The sequence below is a fragment of the Labrenzia sp. PO1 genome (assembly GCF_012273635.1).
Taxonomy (GTDB): Bacteria; Pseudomonadota; Alphaproteobacteria; order Rhizobiales; family Stappiaceae; genus Roseibium; species Roseibium algicola.
The window spans coordinates 389626-412570 of the sequence record NZ_JAAXCR010000001.1; the positions used below are offsets into that span (position 1 = coordinate 389626).

The 22945-nt window shown below is 60.2% G+C and carries 21 protein-coding genes; 10 read left to right on the plus strand and 11 right to left on the minus strand.

What is annotated here, in order from left to right:
* The first annotated feature begins 1 nt into the window (after position 1).
* The 7 genes from HCG46_RS01885 to HCG46_RS01915 all read left to right on the plus strand — a co-directional run bounded on the left by HCG46_RS01885 (position 2) and on the right by HCG46_RS01915 (position 5406).
* A complete protein-coding gene (locus tag HCG46_RS01885; protein WP_168684362.1) occupies positions 2-838 on the plus strand; it encodes a MaoC family dehydratase N-terminal domain-containing protein in 837 nt (278 codons plus the stop codon).
* Entirely contained in the window at positions 832-1632 is an 801-nt protein-coding gene (locus tag HCG46_RS01890; RefSeq protein WP_168684364.1) for a CoA ester lyase, read from the plus strand. The genes HCG46_RS01885 and HCG46_RS01890 overlap by 7 nt, the downstream gene beginning before the upstream one ends.
* On the plus strand, positions 1629-2339 hold the full coding sequence (locus tag HCG46_RS01895) for an alpha/beta fold hydrolase (RefSeq protein ID WP_205838348.1): 711 nt from the start codon (positions 1629-1631) through the stop codon (positions 2337-2339). The genes HCG46_RS01890 and HCG46_RS01895 overlap by 4 nt, the downstream gene beginning before the upstream one ends.
* Positions 2340-2420: 81 nt before the next feature.
* Positions 2421-3032 (plus strand): CDP-alcohol phosphatidyltransferase family protein, encoded by a 612-nt coding sequence (locus HCG46_RS01900; protein WP_168684366.1) that lies wholly within the window; start codon positions 2421-2423, stop codon positions 3030-3032.
* Positions 3029-3955 carry a phosphatidate cytidylyltransferase gene (locus tag HCG46_RS01905; RefSeq protein ID WP_023000733.1) on the plus strand — a complete coding sequence of 309 codons (927 nt, stop codon included), beginning with the start codon at positions 3029-3031 and terminating at the stop codon, positions 3953-3955. Before HCG46_RS01900 ends, HCG46_RS01905 begins: the two co-directional genes overlap by 4 nt.
* Before the next feature lie 277 nt (positions 3956-4232).
* On the plus strand, positions 4233-4862 hold the full coding sequence (locus tag HCG46_RS01910; RefSeq protein ID WP_023000732.1) for a lysophospholipid acyltransferase family protein: 630 nt from the start codon (positions 4233-4235) through the stop codon (positions 4860-4862).
* Positions 4863-4866: 4 nt separating this feature from the next.
* Positions 4867-5406 (plus strand): hypothetical protein, encoded by a 540-nt coding sequence (locus HCG46_RS01915; protein ID WP_168684368.1) that lies wholly within the window; start codon positions 4867-4869, stop codon positions 5404-5406.
* 16 nt (positions 5407-5422) lie between these two features.
* Here the strand turns inward: HCG46_RS01915 and chrA are convergent, their stop codons facing one another.
* The 9 genes from chrA to flgB form a co-directional block, all read right to left on the minus strand.
* Positions 5423-6667: a chromate efflux transporter gene (chrA, locus tag HCG46_RS01920; protein ID WP_168685547.1), complete on the minus strand. Its 1245-nt coding sequence runs from the start codon at positions 6665-6667 to the stop codon at positions 5423-5425.
* A 237-nt stretch (positions 6668-6904) separates the two neighbouring features.
* Positions 6905-7240: a cupin domain-containing protein gene (locus HCG46_RS01925; RefSeq protein WP_023000729.1), complete on the minus strand. Its 336-nt coding sequence runs from the start codon at positions 7238-7240 to the stop codon at positions 6905-6907.
* Positions 7241-7292: 52 nt separating this feature from the next.
* Positions 7293-9845: a cell cycle histidine kinase CckA gene (gene cckA / locus HCG46_RS01930; protein ID WP_023000728.1), complete on the minus strand. Its 2553-nt coding sequence runs from the start codon at positions 9843-9845 to the stop codon at positions 7293-7295.
* Positions 9846-9998: 153 nt separating this feature from the next.
* Positions 9999-11078 (minus strand): flagellar biosynthesis protein FlhB, encoded by a 1080-nt coding sequence (gene flhB, locus HCG46_RS01935; protein ID WP_023000727.1) that lies wholly within the window; start codon positions 11076-11078, stop codon positions 9999-10001.
* Between the two features lie 9 nt (positions 11079-11087).
* Positions 11088-11861, minus strand: a complete 774-nt coding sequence (fliR, locus tag HCG46_RS01940; RefSeq protein ID WP_023000726.1) for a flagellar biosynthetic protein FliR — start codon at positions 11859-11861, stop codon at positions 11088-11090.
* Positions 11862-11874: 13 nt separating this feature from the next.
* Complete coding sequence (gene fliQ / locus HCG46_RS01945) at positions 11875-12141, minus strand: flagellar biosynthesis protein FliQ (protein ID WP_023000725.1); 267 nt, start codon at positions 12139-12141, stop codon at positions 11875-11877.
* A 24-nt stretch (positions 12142-12165) separates the two neighbouring features.
* On the minus strand, positions 12166-12486 hold the full coding sequence (locus tag HCG46_RS01950) for a flagellar hook-basal body complex protein FliE (RefSeq protein ID WP_031269190.1): 321 nt from the start codon (positions 12484-12486) through the stop codon (positions 12166-12168).
* 34 nt (positions 12487-12520) lie between these two features.
* Entirely contained in the window at positions 12521-12931 is a 411-nt protein-coding gene (flgC, locus tag HCG46_RS01955; protein ID WP_023000723.1) for a flagellar basal body rod protein FlgC, read from the minus strand.
* A 32-nt stretch (positions 12932-12963) separates the two neighbouring features.
* The gene (gene flgB, locus HCG46_RS01960) at positions 12964-13368 is read right to left on the minus strand and encodes a flagellar basal body rod protein FlgB (protein WP_023000722.1); all 405 of its coding nucleotides are present in this window, start codon (positions 13366-13368) and stop codon (positions 12964-12966) included.
* 424 nt (positions 13369-13792) lie between these two features.
* Between flgB and HCG46_RS01965 the strand changes: the two genes are divergently transcribed.
* From HCG46_RS01965 to HCG46_RS01975, 3 genes are all read left to right on the plus strand, one after another.
* The gene (locus HCG46_RS01965) at positions 13793-15652 is read left to right on the plus strand and encodes a flagellar biosynthetic protein FliO (RefSeq protein ID WP_168684370.1); all 1860 of its coding nucleotides are present in this window, start codon (positions 13793-13795) and stop codon (positions 15650-15652) included.
* A 44-nt stretch (positions 15653-15696) separates the two neighbouring features.
* A complete protein-coding gene (gene fliP, locus HCG46_RS01970; RefSeq protein WP_055656672.1) occupies positions 15697-16419 on the plus strand; it encodes a flagellar type III secretion system pore protein FliP in 723 nt (240 codons plus the stop codon).
* A gap of 105 nt (positions 16420-16524) precedes the next feature.
* Positions 16525-17601 carry a DUF2336 domain-containing protein gene (locus tag HCG46_RS01975; protein WP_168684372.1) on the plus strand — a complete coding sequence of 359 codons (1077 nt, stop codon included), beginning with the start codon at positions 16525-16527 and terminating at the stop codon, positions 17599-17601.
* Positions 17602-17637: 36 nt separating this feature from the next.
* Here the strand turns inward: HCG46_RS01975 and HCG46_RS01980 are convergent, their stop codons facing one another.
* Both HCG46_RS01980 and HCG46_RS01985 read right to left on the minus strand, forming a co-directional pair.
* The gene (locus tag HCG46_RS01980) at positions 17638-18402 is read right to left on the minus strand and encodes an alpha/beta hydrolase (protein WP_168684374.1); all 765 of its coding nucleotides are present in this window, start codon (positions 18400-18402) and stop codon (positions 17638-17640) included.
* 220 nt (positions 18403-18622) lie between these two features.
* Positions 18623-22912: a tetratricopeptide repeat protein gene (locus HCG46_RS01985; RefSeq protein WP_209009278.1), complete on the minus strand. Its 4290-nt coding sequence runs from the start codon at positions 22910-22912 to the stop codon at positions 18623-18625.
* Between the last annotated feature and the right edge of the window lie 33 nt (positions 22913-22945).

Here is a 22945-nt window from a genome sequence, read left to right on the forward strand (position 1 = left end):
CATGGACCTCGACATCGACCACCTGCGCAGCTGGATAGGGCGCGAAGACAGCGCCTCGGAGGTCTTGAGCCCCACACTGGTTCGCCAGTTCAACGCGACCTTTGACCGGACATCAGGTGAAGCTCCAGGTGATGTCGCGCCGCTGCTGATCCATTTCTGTCTTGCTCAGCCGGCCATTCAGACAGCCGGTCTGGGGCCGGACGGTCATGCAGCCCGTGGCGGCTTCCTGCCGCCCGTGCCCCTGCCCCGGCGCATGTGGGCAGGCGGCGAGTTTACCTTCCAGGGTGACATCCGGATTGGCGAAGAGGTCCGGCGGGTGTCAACCGTCAGGGATGTGGTCCTGAAACAGGGCCGCACCGGGCCACTCTGTTTCGTCACGGTCAATCATGAAGTCACTTCTGACGACCAACCTGTCTTGAGCGAGCGTCAGGACATCGTCTACCGGGAGGCACAGAACGTTGCGGGCATGAAGACAACCCCGGCGCCTGCGACGGCTGGAGACCACGTCATGCAGATCACGCCATCGGCCGCCTACCTCTTTCGTTATTCGGCCATGACCTTCAACGGGCACCGCATCCACTACGACAAGGACTATGTCCGCGACGTGGAAGGCTATCCAGGGCTCATTGTTCACGGTCCCTTGCAGGCAACACTGCTTTGCCAATTCGCTGCGGATCTCAAGGAAAGAGCACCGAAAACATTCCGGTTTCGAAGTCTGTCGACCATATTCGACACGGCGGACTTCACGGTGAACGCGCAAACGGAGGGAGAAACCATGAAGCTCTGGACCGCGCAGCTTGGCGGCCCGGTTGCCATGGAGGCGACAGCGGCATGGTAACGGCAGTCAGGACACCTCTGTTCGTGCCGGCAAATAGGCCCGACCGGTTCCCCAAGGCAGCCGCAACCGAAGCCGACGCGATCATCCTGGATCTGGAAGACGCGGTCCCCGCATCGGAGAAAGAGGCCGCCCGCACCAATCTGACAACCGGCTTCACCGAAAAGCCGGTCATCGTGCGCATAAACGCCGTTGGGACTTCGTGGCACCTGGAGGATGTCGTTGCTCTTCGCAAGCTGGCACCGGATGCCGTCATGCTGCCGAAGGCGGAGGCTCCCGGAGAGATTGCCACGCTCCACACTGCCCTGGGAGACTCGGTCCCGGTTATCGCGCTCATTGAAAGTGCCAAGGGGCTTGCCAATGCCAGGAGCATTGCAAGCACCGATGGGGTGGTTCGACTGGCTTTCGGGTCCATCGACTATTGCGCCGATCTAGGCTGCGCGCATTTGAAAGACGTGCTCTTGCCCGTTCGCTCCGAACTGGTTCTGGCGTCCCGGCTTGCCGGCATCGCGGCCCCGATCGACGGCGTCACTGCACAGCTCGACAACCCTGCGCAGACATTTGAAGACGCCTGCCATGCACGCGATCTCGGTATGGCCGGCAAACTCTGCATTCACCCAAGACAGCTTGCCGAGATCAAACGCGCCTTCGCCCCGAGCCTCGACGAAATCGAGTGGGCCAGGCGTGTTCTCGCCTCGGGTGATGGCGCAGCCAATGTCGATGGCGCAATGGTCGACGAGCCGGTCCGCATCCGTGCCCGGACAATCCTCGCCTCCACGCAGGAGGCCGATGCATGAGCCTGCCGCAGATCGTCCTGATCCCGGGGCTCCTGAACGATGCGGATCTCTGGCGGGATCAGATCACCGGTCTCGCCGACATCTCTCGCCCCCGGGTTGCCGACATAACACGCGGTAGTTCGCTGGGGGCTCTGGCGGAAATGGTTCTGGCCACCAGCGAGGACCGCTTTGCACTGGCCGGGTTTTCGCTCGGCGGTATCGTCGCTCAGGAAATCCTGCGCCGCGCGCCGGAACGCGTGACCCATCTCGCCCTCCTCGACACCACCATGCTGCCTGACACGCCGGAACGCGCCGCAGAGCGCGAAGAGCTGATTGCCCAGGCGTCGAAAACTGGCCATTTCCACGGCTTCGGCAGAAAACTCGCCCAGTCCTATCTTGCCCCGGAAAACCGGGACAATGCCGGCATGATAAATCGGGTTCGTGCCATGACGCAGCGCCTTGGTCCAGACGTCTTCATTCGCCAGACCCGCATTGCTCGCCCCGACAGCCGAGCGTCGCTCACCGGCATTATCTGCCCGACACTGGTGCTGTGTGGCAATCATGATCAGTTGACGCCGCCGGAGCTTCATCGGTCCATGGCCAACCTGATCCCGTCAGCGGACCTTGTCGTCCTGGAACACAGTGGCCACCTGACACCGCTGGAAGAGCCGGAAAATGTTACTGATCACCTGAAACGCCTGCTCCAGCGCGACCCTGTCAGGAAGTGACAGCAGGCAATTGAAATTCTAGCGTGCACCGGGTGCTCTATACCTATATCTTTCCCGAAAATTAGTCGGGAAAGTTTTTGAATGCCAACGATTTACCAGCTGAAGTCCCGTTTTCAGGACCTGCTTCGCCCCGTGTGCAGATCGCTTGCCGCAAACGGGGTGACAGCCAATCAGGTAACCCTGGCCGCGCTTGGCCTGTCGATTGGCGAAGGCCTGCTGCTCTGGATCTTTCCCGGCGCTTTCCTGCCCTTGATCCTGTTGCCGCTGGTTCTGTTCATCCGCATGGGCCTCAATGCGATCGACGGCATGCTGGCGCGGGAACACGACCAGAAATCCGATCTTGGCGCGGTGCTCAACGAACTGGGTGATGTGCTGTCAGACGCTGCGCTCTACCTGCCCTTCGCACTCCTGCCTTTTGTCGATGGGCCGATTGTCGTCGGATTGGTCATGCTTGCCATCATCGGCGAAATGACCGGCGTGATCGCAGTCCAGATCGGTGCAAGTCGCCGGTATGACGGCCCCTTCGGCAAGAGCGACCGGGCAGCCCTGTTCGGTCTTTGCGGGCTCCTGATGGCCTTTGGCCTGACCGCGCCTCTCCTATATCAGATCCTTTTCGGTGCCGGGCTGGTGCTGTCCGCGGTCACCATCTTCAACCGCGCCAGGGCGGCAATCAGGGAGAAACAATCCGCATGAACCTCCTGACCATCCATTGGGCCCTGATCGGCATCTGGGCCGTGCTGTGCGTTGCCAGCGCCATCGTGTTCGTGATTTCGAAACGCTCCGCCAAGAACATGAGCGAACTGGTTCAGCGCACCGTCAGCTGGTGGGTGATGGTGGCAATCTTCACCGTCTCCTTCCTGGTCAGCAACACGGTCTCGATCATTGTATTCGCCCTCATCAGCTTCCTGGCGCTGAAAGAGTATTTCTCGATGATCCCCACCCGCCGGGCTGACAGGCGGGTGCTGTTCTGGGCGTATCTGTCGATCCCCGTGCAGTACTTCTGGGTCTACGACAGCTACTATGGCATGTTCGCGGTGTTCATCCCGGTCTACATGTTCCTGTTCCTGCCCTTCGTCAGCCTGCTGACCCAGCAGACCGAGGGCTTCCTGCGCGCTGTCGGCACCCTCAACTGGGGGCTAATGCTATGCGTCTTCTCCATCAGCCACGCAGCTTTCCTCCTGATCCTGCCGGCGACCGAGGCCAACAGCACCGGCGGTCCAGGCCTGCTGCTGTTCCTCCTGTTCCTGACCCAGTTCAACGACGTCGCCCAATATACCTGGGGCAAACTGTTTGGCCGTCACAAGATCATTCCGGGCGTCAGTCCCAACAAGACGTGGGAAGGCTTTCTTGGCGGCGTTGCAACCACTTTCGTTCTGTCCCTTCTGACCGCACCGCTGGTCACGCCCTTTGACATGATCCACGCCGCTGCCGCCGGCCTGCTGATCCCGGTCGCGGGGTTCGTTGGTGATGTCACCGTCTCGGCCCTGAAGCGGGATCTCGGCGTCAAGGACACCGGCAGTCTTATTCCCGGTCATGGTGGCATCCTCGACAGGATCGACAGCCTGACCTACACCGCGCCGCTGTTCTTCCACTTTACCCGCTATTTCTATTACTGAAGGGGGATGTCAGGATGACCGCTCCCACTCTGCGCACGCAGTCGGCAGGCTTCTCTTTCTCTCTTCTCCAAGCCCACGCGCCTCTCCTCTCGTCATCCCGGCCAAGCGCAGCGCGAGCCGGGATCGGGGAGCCTTTCAATCGGCTGAAAGGTTCAGCCACTTATCTTGCGCCTGGGTTCCCCGGCCCCGGATCTCCGCTTCGCTACGTCCGGGGTGACCGAGGAGAGGACGACCCTGGAACAAGCGCTCGACCGTCAGCATTCAGGAACCTCCATTGATGCTCCAGAAGATCTTCTACATTTTCGTCAAGATCGCGGTCCTGTTCCTGCTCGGGCTGAACGTGCGTCGCAAGGAACTGCTGCCGGCCAACGGTCCGGCGATCATTGTTGCCAACCACAACAGCCATCTGGATACGATGGTGCTGATGGCCTTGATGCCCCTGTCGAAGCTGAAGGACATCAAGCCGGTTGCGGCGGCAGATTATTTCTTCTCGTCACCTCTCAAGGCCTGGCTGTCGGAACATGTCCTCGGCATTATCCCAGTGGAGCGTGGCCGGAAAGAGAAGAATGTCGACCCGCTGGAAGGCTGCTACGAGGTTCTGCGTCAGGGCAAGGTTCTGATCCTGTTTCCCGAAGGTTCGCGCGGCGAACCGGAACAGATGACGGATCTCAAGAAAGGCGTATCCTTTCTTGCCGAACGGTTCCCGGAAGCACCGGTCGTGCCCGTCTTCACCCACGGCCTCGGCAAGGCCTTGCCGAAGGGGTCGTTCCTGCTGGTGCCGTTCTTCTGCGATATTTTCGTCGGGGAACCAATCACTTGGAACGAGGACCGGACTCATTTTATGACCGGGTTGAAGGAGCGCTTTAACGCTCTCTCGACGGAAAAGACCTTTGCATCCTGGGAATAGTAAGTTGGCACTTTTCTGCCTGGCTACGCTCTGGAGCTTTGCCGAGGCAACGCTGTTCTTCATTGCTCCCGACGCGCTTTTGAGCATCATCGCGCTTCGCTCCCTGGGCAAGGCCATGATAGCGGCGCTTCTGGCGTCCTTCGCGGCCGCGTTCGGCGGTCTGCTGGTCTGGACCTGCGCACAGCATTTTCCGGAAGAAACGCTTCAGGTGCTGCTGCTTGTGCCCGGGATTTCCGGACCAACATTTGAAATGGCCAGGCAGCTTTTGCAGGCAGGCCTGTTCGAGGGATTGCTCGGGGGAGCCTTCAGCGGCATCCCTTACAAGGTTCTTTCGGCCGAAGCGGGCTACGCATCGATCCCCGCACAATCGCTTTTTCTTGTCTCGCCGGTGGCGCGGCTACCAAGGTTTGTCCTTGTCGCCTTGATTTCCTGGTCAGTGTCCCGGCTTGTCGGCGCCCGTCTCAGCGACAGGAGAAAGCTCGCCCTTTGCCTTGCAGTCTGGCCATTTGTCTATGCCAACTATTTTCTCACCGCGGGCTGGTGAGCGGACACGCGCCCCCTCATCCCACTTGTGACAGCAGCACCCCGCCAAGTGCCGCCGTCAGCAGCACCCAGATCAGCCCCATGTGAAATCGCAGGAGCAACAGGCCACACAGGGCCGCGAGGACCGGCACGCGCCAGTCGAGGCTGGCAAGGTCCGGGATCCAGAGTGTCACGACACCCCACTTTGTCGCCGTGACCTCTTCGAAGAAGACATGCAGCGCGAACCAGACCGACAGGTTGAGCACGACGCCGACCACCGCCGCTACGATGGCCGAAAGTGCCGACTTGAGCCTCGGCTGCGCCGAGATCCATTCGATGTAAGGCGCCCCGGCAAAGATCCAGAGGAAACAGGGAGCAAAGGTCGCCCAGAGCGCAACCAGCCCCCCTGCGAGACCAAGCAGAAGCCCACCTTCGTGAAAGGCCGCCAGAAAGCCGACGAACTGGGTCACCAGAATGAGCGGCCCCGGCGTTGTTTCCGCCAGACCCAGCCCGTCCATCATTTCACCGGCGCTCAGCCAGCCATGAATGGCGACGACGTCCTGGGCCATATAGGCAAGCACCGCATAGGCGCCGCCAAAGGTGACGACAGCGAGCTTTGAAAAGAACCAGCCGATATCCGCCAGCAAGGGCACGTTGCCGGCCAGATCCAGCAGCGCCAGCGGCGCGATCCAGATGAAGGCCCAGAGAAACACCGTGCGGAGCGTTTTCGCAATCGGTCTGCCAATGGCAACACCAGGCTCACCGGGGCTTTCAGTCTGCGCCACGCTGAACGCGGCACCGTAAAGCCCGGCAGCCAGAACAATCAGCGGGAACGGCAGGGCCAGAAAGAAAATTCCGACAAAGGCCAGAGCTGCAATGACCCATTGCCGCCTGATGGTGAGTGCCCGTTTGGAGAGGCGCAGCAGCGCCTCCAGAACCACGATCAGGACGGCTGCCTTGATGCCCAGAAACAGCTGACTGACCAGCGGCACATTGCCGAAGGTTCCGTAAACCGCGGCAAGTGCGAAAATTGCGAGTGCGCCGGGAACGACAAACAGAAGGCCCGCCAGCAGACCACCGGCAACGCCGCGCAGTTTCCAGCCACAGTACGTCGCCAGTTGCATGGCTTCCGGACCCGGCAGCAACATGCAGAACCCGAGAGCGTTGACGTAGCTTTTTTCCGAAAGCCAGCCGGTCTCATCAACCAGCTTGCGGTGCATCAGCGCGATCTGTGCGGCCGGACCACCGAAAGACAGCAGACCAATGCTGCCAAAGACGGACATCAGCCGCCGCCAGGATGCTTCCTGGTCGAAAGCTGTTCCATCCTTGCCCGGAGCGCCTTCACCAGGTGCATGATGTGCGGTCAACGTGTCAGCCCTTTTCGTCGCAGACAGCCTGTCGTGACCTTCCTCTAACGCATTCGGGATGGAAGGGTAACTGCAATCCTTACCCGAATGCCGTCAGACCTGAACCGGTGCAACACAGTGGCAGGCGGCAGCGACCAGAGCCTGTGTGAAGTGCTATCCCTTGACCGGATAGCGGTCAGGCTCCTCGAAGACATCGATCACCTTGGTTCCGGCCTTGATGATCGCACTGTGCTCCGCCCCACTGGGAATATCGTAGATAGCGCCCGGACCCATCGTCCTTGTTTCTCCAGCGATGGTGAATTCGATCTCGCCGCTCAGGACAGTGCCCCATTGCGCCAGATGCGAATGCGGCGGCAGGACCATGTCCTTCACGAAATCGAAAAAAACGACCAGTCCGGCGTCCGAACGCACTGCGTAGGATCTGACTACGTCCTCGGGAAAGGGAACATCGAGAGCTGGAAACTTTCGGATGAAATCTGGAAGCTGCATGGACCTCTTGCCTCAAACGGATGGTGTTGAGGCAAGTCTGGACCAGGTCGGCCTATCCGTTCAAGACATCCTTCACGGTCGTCGCAAGCTGCTTCAGCGTGAAAGGCTTGGGCAGGAAGAAGAACTGTTCGCCCGGTGGCAGGTTTTCCTCGAAGGCGTCCTCGGCATAACCGGACACGAAGATGATCTTGAGGTCCGGACGGGTCTTGCGCAGCTCGACCAGAAGCGTCGGCCCGTCCATTTCCGGCATGACCACATCAGAGACCACGAGGTCGATCTTGCCGTCGGTCTCTTCCATGACCTCCAGCGCCTCGTTGCCCGAGCCCGCCTCGTAGACGGTGTAGCCGCGCGACGCGAGGGCACGGGCGCCAAAGGCACGCACGGCTTCCTCGTCTTCCACCAGCAGGATCGATGCGGAACCGGTCAGATCCTTGACCTTTTCCGGCTCGACTTCCTTCGGCTCCGGCTTTTTCTTCTCCACGACCTTCGGAATGTGGCGTGGCAGGAACAGACGGAACGTCGTGCCGACATCAACTTCGGAGGTACAGAAAATGAAACCGCCGGTCTGTTTGACGATGCCGTAAACCGTCGACAGGCCAAGGCCCGTTCCCTTGCCGACTTCCTTGGTGGAGAAGAACGGATCGAAGATCTTCTCCATCACGTCGGGCGGAATGCCGTGGCCCGTGTCGTCCACCTCGACAAGGGTGTACTCGCCCGGTGGCATGCCGCGGATGTTGTCGAACTGAGTGCTTTCGGCTTCGTTGACGTTGCGCGTGCGGATAGTCAGACGGCCACCGTCGGACATTGCATCGCCCGCGTTTACCGCCAGGTTGACGATCACCTGTTCCAGCTGGTTCAGGTCGGCCATCACCGGCCACAGGTCCCGGCCGTGGATCACCTTCAGTTCCACCTTCTCGCCCAGCAGGCGGTCGAGCAGGATGGAGAGATCTGCCAGAACGTCGTTCAGCTCCAGTTGCTGCGGACGCAGCGTCTGACGACGCGAGAAGGCCAGAAGCTGCCGCACGAGGCCGGCTGCACGGTTGGCGTTCTGCTTGATGTTCATGATGTCCTGGAAGGACGGATCGGTCGGTCTGTGGCTTGCCAGAAGCAGATCCGAGAAGCCGATGATCGCAGTCAGGACGTTGTTGAAGTCATGCGCGACACCCCCGGCCAGCTGGCCGATGGCCTGCATCTTCTGGCTCTGGGCGAACTGGGCTTCCAGGGCTCGCTGCTGGGTGGTTTCAAGCGCGTAGACGATGGCGGCTTCGCCGTCACCCTCACCTTCCTGCACTGCGGAAACGTAGAAGGTTGCGGAACGCGGGTCATTGCCCTCGACCAGGGGAATGTCTATCGGCGCGATCTCGCCGATCCCGTTGGCAGCAGCCTGGAGAGATTTCGCCAGTTCCTGCCGTCCGCTCTCGGCCACATAAGCCTCCAGCTTGGGAGATTCGTCATCCGTATCGACCGCACCGAACAGCTTCAGGAACGGCGCGTTGGTTCTCAGGACCCGGCCTTCCTTGTCGAGCGAGGCAATGGCGATCGGCGTGTTGTTGAAGAAACGGGCAAAGCGGACTTCCGCCGCCCGAAGCGCCTCGGAGGCTTCCTCACCGCGAGACCTGTTGAGAACCAGTGTGCGGCTGTCACCCGGCTGGCCGTTTTCACCGAAAGGCACACGGTGGAGCAGTCGCACCGGCAGGCCGCGTCCGTTGCGGGTGACGAAGTCGAGATCAAAGGTTTCGCTCTTGACCTCGCCCGCCTGACCCTTGATCGAGCGGATCAGCTCGGTGCCGTCGCCGCGCACGATGCTCGAAAGATCGAGGTCGCCCGCGTCGAACTGGGCAAGATCGTAGCCAAGCCAGTCGGCCAGGGTGGCGTTGAGATAGACGATGCGGCCTTCCGCATCACAGGAGAAGAAACCGGCCGGCGCGTGATCCAGGAAATTGATGACGCGCTGCAGTTCCTGAAACGAGTTTTCCTGTTCGGCCCGGTCGCGGGTGATATCGGCCAGCTGCCAGACCGCCATGGGCTTGCCACCGCCGCGTTCCTTGGACACCTGCAACGGGCGGATCGACACCCGATACCAGCGCGCAGCGCCGTCGGCCCTGCCGAGCGGGAACGGCATGCGGATCTCTTCTTGCGCCCTGCGGCTGTCGCGCATGGCCTGGGACAGGCGGAAAATGGCGTCGGCGGCATCCGGATCGGAGGAAAACACACGCTCGACCACACGGATGTCGGCAGCGGTTTCAGCGCCGGTCAGATCTGCATAGGCCTTGTTGGCATAAACAAGCCGGCCGTCCAGGTCGGTAATGAGCGCTCCGTCTTCAAGGGTATCGACAAAAGCGGAGGCAAGCGGATTGGCTTCGCCTGGGCGGGCCGACAGGCGCAGAAAGCCTATGGCTCCGGCAAACAGGCAGAAAACGCCGACGACGGCCAGGATACCGAGCAGCGCAAGAATAAACGGCTGCGCCACTTCGCGGTCCATGACCGCAAAGGCAGCAGCAGCGCCGACGAGCAGCAGTGCGAGGCCTATGAGAAGGCCTATATTACCGGAACGTTCCGGGCGGCTGATCATCGGCCCGCTCGGCGTCCCGTCCATGTCACTCATCAATCCTGTCTCCCGGGCCCGATTCGGTTCTTGAAGGGGCCGTACATAAGCATTCTGTGCTTAATAGCCGATTTCAACTGATATGCGACCAAGTCCTGTTGAAATTCACCTGTTTGCCGCGGACTTTTTCAGTCCGCTATCCTTGAGAGCAACTTAGTTGGCACGCCAGGATGCGCGCTTGCGCATGCGGAAGACGAAGCCGATGACTTCGGCAACGGCCTTGTAGTGTTCTTCCGGAACTTCCTGGTCGATCTCGACTGTCGCATAAAGCGCGCGGGCCAGAGGCGGATTTTCGACGACAGGAATATCGCTTTCCTTGGCGAGCTCACGAATTTTGAGCGCGACCGCATCGGTACCTTTCGCAAGGCAGAGCGGTGCTCCCATGCCTTCTTCATACTTCAACGCCACAGCATAGTGCGTCGGGTTGGTCACGACCACTGTGGCCTGCGGCACCGCCGCCATCATGCGCTTGCGCGACCGCTCCATGCGCAGCTGGCGGATCTTGCCCTTGACCTGCGGATCACCTTCGGTCTGTTTGTATTCTTCCTTGACCTCGCGCAGGGACATCTTCTGCTTGTTGAACCATTTGTTGCGCTGGTAGATGAAGTCGGCCGCGGCAACCACCGTCATCACAGCCAGCACGGCAGCCAGAAGCTGCAGGATCAGGATCCGTGCCTCCTCCAGGATGATGTTCGTATCGGCGAACACCATAACTTCCGCTTCGTCGCGGTGCGGCCACATCACCGCCACCATGATGGCGCCGACAACAGCAATCTTCACCATTCCCTTGGCAAAGTTGACGAGACTGTCGGCGGAAAACAGCCGCTTGAAACCGGAGGCCGGTGAAACCTTCGAGAATTTCGGCTTGATCGTTTCCGCGGTCAGCAGTGGCTGGTGCTGCACGAGATTGCCCGCCACAGCCATGATCACCAGTGCCAGCAGCGGAATGCCGACGATAAGAGCCACCGACTGCCCCGTGTCCCGCCACAGGGCTTTCAGTGCGTAGCCGTCCACCGCAATCTGGTGGGCATGCTCCATGTAGCCCTTCATCAACTCGCCCAGCGACACGGCGGTGCTGGGCGCGAAAATGGCAATCATCAGCGTCGCACCGGCCAGTGTGAACCAGGTGCTGACTTCCTGAGATTTCGGTACGTCCCCCTTGTCATGCGCCTCTTTCAGGCGCTTGTGCGTGGGGTCCTCTGTTTTTTCCGAGTCGTCGGTATCGTCAGCCATAGCGCAGCGCTACCCCACGATGAACTTGCCGAGCGATTCCTGAAAATGATCCAGATAGAACATCATCAGGGTTGCGATCAGCACCATGAGCAGGAAAAGCCCGATCGCGATATTCACGGGCATGGCGATAAAGAAGATCTGCATCTGCGGCATCAGCTTGTTGAGCAGGCCGAGGCCGAAATAGAAAACCAGACCGACAACCAGAAAAGGCGCGCTCATGCGCACCGCGATGGAAAACACATGCGCAACGGTTTCCGTAGCGTTCTGTGAAAAGTCCCCGACCGGCGGAGCAAGGCCAGGCGGAAAGATCGTGAAACTGTCGTGGAGCGCCGCGATCACCAGGAAGTGGCTGTCGCTGACGAAGACCAGCGTAATACCGAGAATGGACAGGAAGTTGCCGAACAGCGCCCCCTGCTGGCCCTGGTTGGCGAAATCCGTCCCAAGCGCGAAGGCAAGGCCGGACTGGTTGGCCATGATCATGCCGGCGATCTGCAAGACGGACGTGATCATCTTGGCGCACAGGCCGATGCCGAAGCCGATGGCCAGCTCTCCGAACAGGAGTGCAATCATGCGATAGGTATTGGATGTCAGGTCGGCAGGATAATACTGCGAACCGACGGGGTAGAGAACAATCGTCAACGCCAGGGCAATGGTCAGCCGAAACCGTGTCGGGATCGTGCTTTCGCCAAGAGCCGGCAGCAACATGACCATCGTGCCCATACGTGCGAACATCAGCATGAAAATGGCTGCGATATTCGGCAGATAATCGAGCTGGATGGTCATGAAGGTCCACGTCCTAACCGGTGGTCAGGATCATTTCGGCAACCCTGCCCATGAAGGCCTCCAGAACCTGGCTCATGAAGGGCAGCGCAATCAGGATCGTCACGAAGATCGCGAGGATCTTGGGAACGAAAACCAGCGTCATTTCCTGGATCTGCGTCAGAGCCTGGAACAAGGCGATGACGACACCCACCAACAGACCGATGACCATGACCGGTCCGGCCACCAGGATCATGGTCCAAACGCCTTCACGGGCGAGATCGAGAACTTCACCAGCGGTCATCAAAGGCCCCCTTGCCGCATCGGATCAGATCGGCATCCGCATGATTTCCTCATAGGCGGAAATCACTCGATCGCGAACGGCGACCATCGTTTCCAGAGCAACTTCCGTTTCGGCGATCGCGGTGACAACGTCGACCACGTCAGCCTTGCCCTCGACAAGGCCGACAGCCTTGTCATCTGCGACACGGCCCTTGTCGACGACACCGCCGACAGCCTCTTCCACCAGCTTGGTAAAATCGAGACCGGCAGCTTCGGGAGCGCCCGCCTTGTCCTCGATCGCACGCGCCTGCTGCTGCAGCTTGGCGGCCATCTGGTAGGCATTATTTGCGATCGACGGAGTAGACATGACTAAGGCTCCCTTCCCGGATTAGGACTGCCGCTCAGGCGCGCAGGATATCGATGGTCCGCTGCAGCATCCGCCGCGTGGAATCGATGACGTTCAGATTGGCTTCATAGGATCGCTGCGCTTCGCGCATGTCCGTCGTTTCGATCAGCGTGTTGACGTTGGGCTGCAGCACGTAACCGTTGGCATCGGCCGCCGGGTGCCCGGGCATGTGCACCGAACGGAAGTCCGTGTTGTCTTCCGCGATCTTGCCCAGCTCGACCATATCAGCGCCCATTTCCCTGTCGAAATGGCTCTTGAAGGTCGGGATCTTGCGCCGGTACGGCAGTTCTTCAGGCGTCTTGGCAGTGGAGTTCGCATTCGCGATGTTCTCCGCGATGATGCGCATGCGCCCGTTCTGAGCTCTCAACCCGCTTGCCGAGATGAACAGGGATTTGATCAGGTCCATGTTATCGGTCCTCTAGCTTGTGCTGCCTTGCCTCATACACTCTTGGAAAGCGCGGTCCGGATCAGACCGAGCCCCTTGGTGTAAAGCGTTGTCGCAGCCTGGTAATCCATCTGGTTCTCGGTGATGTGCATCATCTGCTCTTCCAGATTGACGCTGTTGCCGCTCGGCGTGACTTCGAAGGTGTCGTCTTCCTCGATCTTGGCCGAACCGGTATTTCCCAGCTTCCCGGGAATGTGCCCGGCCACCGTCGTCGTCGTCGCCAGGTTCAGTGACTGTCGCCCGATGTGATCCTTGAAGGTATATTCCTTCACGTCCCGCGCCATGTATCCGGGCGTATCCGCGTTGGCGATGTTCTGCGCCAGCACGCTCTGTCTCGTCTGGTGCCACTGCATCTTGGATTTCAATGCCTGGAACAGCGGCAGATCCGTTATGGCCATTCCGATTCACCATTCGTTAACCAACCCGGCAATGATTGCCGCTCAAATGGTTAATGAAAAGTTAACAGCCATTTACCTCTTCCGGCCCAAACCCTTCAAAAACCAGTGGAGGAGGCAACTTTCCTTTGCATTTCGCAAAAAGAGAGGCGCCGCCAACAGGCAAAATTTGCCTGCCTCTGTTAACTTTAAGTCCTAGAGAGATTCGAAGCAGATCAGCAAGCGGCTGAACCGGTACCGACGGGGCAAAACATTCCCGCCGCAACGGGGAAAAAATAAAAAAGCCGAGAGGTTTGCGAGACAGGAGCCTGCACAGGCTCAACCGCCGGAATTACTGGGGATAAAGGCAAACCTCCCCAATTGAGGCAAAAAACCGGAGTAACCGGCACACGCGATCAAACCGCAAGCGGGGCGGCACGAGGGTAAGATGTATAACTGGATTGAGACCACATTCAACGTGAGCGGGGGCATCACGCAGGCTATTGCAGTCATCCTGGCTTTGGCCGTCGTGCTGCTGCTGTTCGGACTGTTTATTTTCATTCTGAAGCGCCTGATGGGGGCAAGTGCTCCACAAAGCCGCAACCGGCAGCCCCGGATTGCCATCATGGACAGCGCTTCTGTCGACGCTCGCCGCCGGCTGCTGCTCATTCGCCGGGACAATATCGAGCATCTCATCCTGGTCGGCGGCCCGAGCGACGTCGTGGTGGAACAGAATATCGTTCGCAATACCCCGCTGGCCCAGGCCCGACCCGGGCAACCGTCTCCCTCGAACATGCCGATGCCGGTCAAGGCCGCAGTCGCCCCCGGTCCGGAGATCCCGGCCCGGCCCGACGACTTCCTCGAAGAACAGGAAGTCGCAGCGCCCGCAGTCCAGGCACGTACGCCAGTTCCGTCTGCCGCACCTCTAGCGCAGCCGTCTCCACCGGCACCACAGCAGGCCGCCCCGGCACCGCAACCTGCCGCTCCGGTGGCACAGCCATCCGCACCGGCCTCACCTTCGTATCAGGCACCAGCCACCCCGGTTGCCACGTCGGCAGCCCCCAGTGTGAGTTCGGCTGCACCGCAACGCAATTATTCGGAACCCGCTCGCTCCCGGCTTACCGCCACGCGTGCGGCCGAGAGTGCTCCGGCAACCGTGCAAGCCCCGACGCCCCCGGCCCAACAGGCAACGCCACCCAAGACCACCCCCGACAAGCCGGAAAGCGGTGGAGGACTGGGCCGCGCGAGCGATCTGCTACGTGCGGCCACTCAGAACGGCTTCAACCGGGCCGCCTCTAAACCAGCCGCTCCCGCGCCTGCTTCGCCGGAAGTTTCGCCTCCGCGAAGCACCGACGAAGGCAAGGTCGACATTGCAGCTGCCCTGGAAGCTGAGATGCAGGCAAGCGAACCTGCAACAACACCCGTAAAAGCGCCGGAAGTGCGTCCTGCCGTTCCGGCTCCCTCTGCCCCGCAGGAAAGCAAGACAGCTTCCACATTGAAGTCCCTGGCACGCCCCTTCACGGCCCGTGACCGGCCTTCCTATGGCGGTACGATCTCCCCGCCCGCTTCCGGACCGGCGGCACGTGCCAAAACCGCTCTCTTGAAGCCGGTTGAGCAGGTTCTGCCGGAGCACAAGGTGGAGCCGGTGCTCGTTGCCGCAACCTTGACCGCAGCATCCACACCTCAACAAGCCCCTGCGCAGGAAGCTCCGGCGGAAGAAAGCACGCCGAAACCGGACCAGCCCGCCGACCTTGGCCAGGCGATGGCGGACACGGCGGACGAAAACGTCCAGATGGCCGATGCACAACACTCTTCAAGCGATGTTTCAGAGCCCGAAGTGACTGAGGCAATCGAACCTGCCGACGTCACGGCGGATGATGAAGCCCGGACAGCGGCTTCCGTAGAAGAGGAAGCTGCCGAAACCGAAACACAGTCGGCCGCAGAAGCCGCCCCTTCCAGGGAACTCTCGCTGGATATCGGCGATCTCCTGGAAGACGTGCCGGAAGCGTCCACCCCGGCTCAGGACAAGCCCGAAGCGTCTTCCGCAGCGGAAATGCCAGCTGACGAGGCATCTGCCGACGAGGCTGAAGAAGCGCAGGAAGAAACCGCAAGCGCTACTGCAACGGTCGCGCCGTCTGCTGTGGCATCGGTAGCAGCCCCTGCCCCGGTAACCAGCGGTCCCGTGACGAGCTCTGCGCCACCGGTCAAGGCGCCTGTCAGGCCTTCCGCCGGTTTGGGCGACAGAAATCCGATCGAGGAAGAAATGGCGAAGATCCTGGACGAACTGGGTGGACAGTCAAACGGATGATGCGCTTGCAATCGCTCCTGCGGCCTGACGGTCTGATCCGCCTGATGCTTTTGCTGACCGCACTGCTCGCGGTTCTGGCCGGACCGGCTGCTGCGCAGGAAATCTCGGTCGGTTTTGGCGATGACACCACCTTGACGGAACGCGCCGTCCAGATGGTTGTCCTTCTGACCATCCTGTCGCTGGCGCCTTCCATTCTCGTCATGGTGACCAGCTTCACCCGTATCGTGGTGGTGCTGTCGCTCTTGCGGTCTGCCATCGGCCTGCAGACGGCCCCGCCCAACATGGTGATGGTCAGCCTTGCACTGTTCCTGTCGGCCTTCATCATGATGCCTACCTTGCAGGCCTCCTATGATGCCGGCGTTCAACCGCTCATCGACGGGGACATAGAATTCGAGCAGGCCTTCGAGCGTGCCTCCGATCCGTTCCGGACGTTCATGCTGTCCCAGGTCCGCGAAAAGGACCTCGCCCTGTTCGAGGAGCTCTCCGGCAGAGAAGAAGCACCGGAAGGCCCGGAAGACCTTTCCATGGCCACGCTCATTCCCGCTTTCATGATCTCCGAACTGCGACGTGCTTTCGAGATCGGCTTCCTGCTCTACCTGCCGTTTCTCATCATCGATCTCGTGATTGCATCCGTCTTGATGTCCATGGGTATGATGATGTTGCCGCCGGTGGTAATCTCTCTTCCGTTCAAGCTGATCTTCTTCGTACTTGTCGATGGCTGGAATCTGGTGGCAGGCTCGCTGGTCAAGAGCTTCGGCGGCGGCTGAAGCACCCGGCCAAGTCGTTAAAAGTAGAAGAAAATTAAGATAGGACTGTAATAGTTACAGCCGTGCGGGCCCGAACTGTGCCCCTTCGTTAATAGCGGCAGGACAGTGTTAAGAGAACAATTAGAACAGCTCGCCCGGATCAAAGAACCAGAGGCGAGATCAAAACTCATCCGCACGCTCGTCGGCGAATATGCGCGGTCGGAAGACCACGAGCCGACGGAGATGGAGCGGGAACTGTTTTCGCGAATTGTTCTCTCGGTTTTCGACCAGCTGGACCGCGCTGCACGTTACGAACTTGTCGTACGCCTTGCAAAAACCGACCGCATCATCCCCGACCTTGCGGACCGGCTCGCCCAGGAAGATTACGAACTGTCGGAACCGGTGATCGAATGCTCGCCGATGATCAGCCAGAACGGCCTCATGCAGATCGCCAAAAACGGCGGCAACGACAAGCGCAAGTCAACGGCAAAGAGACCTGATCTTTCCGAAGAGATGACCGACACGATGATTGCGCGGGCCAGCCGGGATGTGGTCCACGAGCTCCTCCATAATATGGCAGCGCCCTTTTCCGTCCGAGGCACACTCGCCCTGCTGATATTTGCAAACACGGAAGCAGACGTGCTCGCCGGGATTGCAAGGCGTGCACTGGAAGACCAAGAATTTCTCCAAACCCAGATGGACATTCTGGAGACCAACTGTCCGCTGATCCCGCCTCCTCTCAAGAAGGCCCTGGAAACCGGCGAACTGCAGCGCCTGGCGAAGACCATCGAAGAGCGACACGACGGCAGTATCGACCTCGACGGCATCACCTATTCGCGCCACGAAGCCAGCATCCAGATTGCCAACGGCGAGTTGTCCTTCGATGCAATTCTGCGAACTCTGTTCGAAGAAGGCCGCCTTGATGCGGCCATCTGGCTGATCAGCCGCAAGATCAACCTCGCCGACGAGGTTGTTTCCGACACGCTGAAATCCGATGCGGATGGTGCGATCATGCGCCTTATGCTGCAGACCGGCATCCATGAAAAGACCTATCGCGACTTCCTGAAAGCACGCTGCGCGTGGCTGGACCGAAGCACTCGGTCCATTCCCGAACTCGTCATGCGCTACAAGTCCGAACTCAAGAAACCGCATCAGAACCCTGGTCAGCCGCCGTCTCAGTCGCTTCTGAAGGCAGTCACCTGACACGAGTGCGTGGTCAGCTCGCCGCCCTCGACAATGTCACGATGCCAGAAGATTTCTTTCCAGAAATGTCAGCAGGTTCTCGTGATGCAGGTTTTCTGCAGCACTGGTCGGGATATGGTCCTGGCCTTCGTAGATATGAACCTCCGGCTTCCGGCCATGGGCAAGAAGCCGCGCTTCCAGACGCTTTGTCATGTCCACTGACCAGACCCGGTCGGCCGACCCGTGACTCAGGAAAATCGGTCCGTCATAGCGTTCTATTTCGATCTGTTTCGTAGGAAGAAGGTTCTCGGAAGACCCGCGCCAGGACCATGCCCGCTCACCGGGGTCCCATGGCTGCCAGCCTGGATCTCCAGCGTCGCGGTAAGCCTTGCTGTCGAACGCCCCGCACACAACGTCTGGCGGACTGTGCACAGCCACCGCGTCAGGCAGGCCTTCAAGACCTTCCTCTGCCATCAGGGCTGTCAGCAAAAGGGCATGTTCAGCCCCCCGCGACACGCCGTAGAATGCCGCCTTTTCACCAACGGCCTCAAATGCACGCAGCGCCCGGAAGGCTTCCAGACTTCTGTCCAGTGACACGTTTTCAATGCTGCCGGCATTCCAGGCATTGCCCCCCTTCGAATAGCCGAAAGGAAAGGCAAGATAACCATGTGCTGCCAGGAGAACCGCATTTCGATGGCTCCAGCCTGACCATGCCCCCTCTGAGCCATGAAACACCATGACGGCAGGAAAGGATCCCTCGCCTGCAGGACCATAGGTCGTGCCCCATTCCGGGATAAGACGCCGGACGATTTTCAAGGACATGAACGAGTTCCTTTGTTCCGGTGTTCCAAAGCCATCGAACCGACACATCCACCGCTGCAAAGCGGAAAGATGGGGCCATGAGGCCGGATAATCAGGTTCTTTGTGAGAACGTGCTGCGGATCGCGACACGTGTGGACGGGTGAACGACCGCAACTGAACAGGAGTTGGCACCGGTGCGCAAGTCCCTCTGCAACCGGACAACTTTCACACAGCGTCAGCTTCAGCCGGCATTTTCTTCCGTGACGGGTGCAGCGGCAGACTGATCCGGGCTGCGATCGGGAGACATGTACTGACGCCGGTATTCTTTCAGGAAGGTTTCCAGCGAATCGACATCGGCAAGCCTGTTGGCGACTTCAAGGAACTCGACACCCTGCGCCTCGATCGGCCGGGTCACGACCTCAAAGGACATTGCCTCGGGGCTGTCGGACATCTTGGACATGTACTTTGTCTGCAGGCGTTCCAGGCTGAGCTGGTCGCCCGCCAGAGAATAGGCGATGGCCGCCCGCAGGATGTCGCGGCGTTCAAGATCGTCGAGCGGAATGTTGTCGGACCAGCGCGAGCCATGCATCGCTTCCAGCTGCTCACCTGCATCCCGCCAGCTTTCGGCTGCCCAGAATGTATCTGCCCTCAACCGATCGACATCCGAACCGCGCATGTTGCGAACCAGTTCCAGGGCAAGATCCGGGCGCCCGCTTTCGGTCAGGGCACGGGCTTCAACGATGTTGCGCTGACGCTCCAGGGTCGACGGAAGGCTCGCCTGCCGTGTCCGATTGAGCACCCGCAGTGCTTCTTCAGCCTTGCGATCCATCAGGTAGATCGCCGCAAGATCCGCTGCAATCTGTGCCCGTGCCGCACCTTTCAAGCGATTGTCAACCTGATGGCGCAGCAACTCGGTTGCCTGGTCCAGCAAGTCGACTTCCACCAGTCTCTTGGCCAGAAGGCGGACCATCTCGTCTCCCTGACGACCGATCGGCACAAGTTCGCGGAAATCATAAAAGAGTGCCAGCGCCTTCACCGGCTGCATCTCGTCCGCCTTGCCGTCCAGGAACAACGCGTTGAAGAGGCCGTTCATCTCTTCCTGCAGCAGCCGCGTGGTATCCGCATCGGGTTCAGCCTGAACAGCCGATTTCATGGCTTCGAACGCTTCGCGGTACTGGCCCTGCTCGGCATAGAGCTGTGCCAGGAACCTCAACGTCTTCAATTCGATTTCATCACCACGCCAGGACGTTGCCAGCCCGGCAAGCTGATCGATGGCCTGCTCCATGTTGAGTTCGCCATCCCGGTAACGGATCCGGAGCGCGCGGTATTCCGCTTCGGCCGCCCGCGGCCGGTCGTCGGACCTGGTCACGAGATCGAACACGGTCAAGGCTTCCTGCGACCGGCCGGAGGCATCGGCAACGCGGCCACGCAGGATATCGTAACGGGCAGCCTGCGTCCGGGTCACTTCGGCGGGCTCGATCTCGGCCAGCACGCTGTTGGCAACACCGAAATCATTGACCTCGACCATGGCCTGTGCGGCGGCGAGCTTGAATTCTGTCTGGATGGCTTCCGGGTAGTTGCCGACCACGGCACGCCCGCGCGGCATGGCAATACGGGCAGACGTCCAGTTACCCAGCTTCACATCAACAATCGTCTGCCAGACAGCAGCATCGGGGCTGTTCTTCAGGTCTGGTCGGTTCAGATGCGCATAGGCCGCGTCGGGCCGGTTGGCCAGAGTCTGGGCCGCCCCCATCATCAGGTTAAAGGAACTGTCTTCGGCAAGTGCCGGTTCTTCTTCCAGCGCAAGCTTCATCAGCCCCAGCGCTTCCTGCGCAAACTGATGTGCCAGATAGAACCGCGACAAAGCCATCAAGGGCTTGCGGCGCTTGCCTGCCGGCGACTTCGCCAGCTTGTCCTGCAGCTCCAGCAGGCGGGTGCGGTAAGCCCCCGGACCTTCGGTGCTCAGGGAAACGAACTCGATGAAGTTGCTGTCTTCCGGATCGACGATTGTCTGGCTCGATCCGGATCCGCCTCGCAGATGCTGGCTGGAAAGCGCAAGACCGCCTTCCTTTTCAATGATCACGTCATCTCCAAGGATCTTCATCTTCAAGCCGTCAGACTTCGGCACGACGGCAATGCCCTGCGCGGAACTCAGGGCGTCCAGATCGACAAACGTCTGAGGCTTCAACAGACCGCGTGGCGGACCGAAGCCGGTGACAAGAGATATCGTGTCGCCAACGAACGGGTCGGTAATCTGACGGATGTTCTGCGGATCCTGATAGAGCACACGCAGCACGGAGCCGCCATCGCCTCGCACAGTCCGTTCCAGCTGCAGCGGAATGGAGGGTTCCAGGATCAGGTCGCCGATAACGAGCGACCAGGCATTGCCGTCAACACCCACCGTCGCCAGTACAGGATCGGTCATGTCCATCCGCAGGATCTGGTAATCGTCGAACTGTTGAACCTCGATCGTTTCCGCCGTTTCGGCCAGCGCCGAGACCATCCCCCGGGTGTCGATCGTGGCATCGGTATCGAAGATCAGCCAGATGCTGTCATTGCGCCGGAACACCGCGCTGGAAACCGGCTCGGAGAACGGAAACACCACGCGGACCGTGTTCCCGATGCGCCGGGCCTCAGCAGAAACGAAATTGCGCACTTCCTCAGCGAAGTTTTCCGGCGGCTGCTCCGGTGAGGGACGCCCCTGGTTCAAATCCTGGCCGCCGTTGGCGCGCCAGGTCTCCGGTGCTGATTGCTGCGTGCCGGGAAGCTGGATCCCGGCTGGAACGTCGCCGCTACCAAGCGTCGGCGTGTTCAGGATCTGCACTGGCGTTGCGCCATACGGCGCATTCGGCTGGCTACCCCGGTTGATTGTGTCGACCTGCTGCAGTGTCGGAATACCGTTGTTCTCGGGCGCGGCTTCCTGCTGCTGGTCGCCGATCTGCTGCGTGGACAAGTCCAGCATCGGCGCTTCCCGGACGATTTCCTCATCCTCCGGCAGCACTTCGTTCAACGGCAAAGCACCGGGTTCAGCCTGGGCAACGGTTACCAGACCAGCGTTGGACGGGGCAACGGCGTCGTTCCCGCTTGTTGCTTCGGCCGCGGGAATGGCCGCTGTCGTCAGCAATTCAGCTGCGCCATCAGCCGAAATCGGCAGGACAGCGGCAGCAAGCTCTGGTGCAGGAAGCGTTTCGACCGCCAAGGCGGTCGGAGTGACGTTAACACCAGCGGCAGCGATCTCGGTCCCGCTACCAGGCCCTGGCAGCGCTTCTTCCCCGACCAACGGTTTGATGCGCGGGACCATTGCAAGCTGAGTTTCGGCTGGAGCGTTCGCACGTCCGGCTTCCGGATCGGGCTCGGCCGACAGTGCGGCGGACTGATCAGAATTTTCAACGGCTGACGGCTGGGGCACTTGCGGTGCCTCGGCCCCCTCATCCGTCTTGCCGCCTCCCAGCGGAACAATCGTATAGGCCGGCGATTCATCGGCCTTGGATTCCTTCAGGACCCCGCCTCCACTCGCCGTGCTCCCGCCGGACGTCGGATTCCCGCGCGGGTTCTTGACCTCACGCGTGTCGCGCAGGCCCGGCGCGGTAATCATGTCCTTGCGGTTTTCGTTGTCCTCGACGGACAGTTCCTTGTTGATCAGCGCATTTGCCGGATCATTCACTTCCATGTTTTCCGGCGTCACGTCGATAACGTAGGTCTGTTCCTCCCGGAACGCCCGAATGTCGACTGACGGCTCGACGCGCATAAGAAATTTCAGCTTGCCCTGGTCCAGGAAGGAGGTCGCATCGATCACACCTTGGGGCAGATGTGCGCGCAGGTGGGCAATGTCCAGCTGTGCCGGATGGTTGAACGTCACCTTGATGATGTCGTTTTCGCGCACGAAAGCGGTGTCGAACTTGATCGACCAGTCGAACACCAGACGGGTGAATGTCGGATGTTCACCCACATGCAGCGTCACCTCCGGCCCTTCCTGAGCCTTGAGTCGCGCCTGTTCGAGGGCACGAACCTTGCGCATCGCCTCTTCGGCACGCTTTGCAAGATCACGCACGACATCGTCGGGAAGTCCTGGTGGCAAGCCCTGCCAGTCCATCGGCAGGATATCGACAAACAGCTTTTCGCCGGCTTCCAGAGTATTGATCTGGAACTGGTTCTTCAGTGCAAAGCGGATGGCACTTCCGTCCGGATCTCGCCGGGCGATGGTCACGTAGTCGCCCAGGTCCAGCGGAACATCGTCAACGTTGATGTCGATCGGATCTTCAAATGAAATCCGCAGGACCCCGCCTGTGATGACCGCATCATAGATCGGAAGCAGCGTGCGGTCCTTGAACGTCAGGACGATACGGCCATAACCCTCCCCCGGAGAAACGGTCAGATCAACCGGTTCCAGATTGTCGGATTGGGCCAGCGCGGCACCCGTGACGCAGGCAAGAACAAGCCAGAACGAAACCAGCAGGCGCGCGAAAGTTCGCACCCTGTCCGAAAACGCGGGAGTTCCGCCGGTCTGGGATGTCAGGAACGGTCCTGGCAAGATGTTCTGTCCTCGGATGACGCCAACACACTA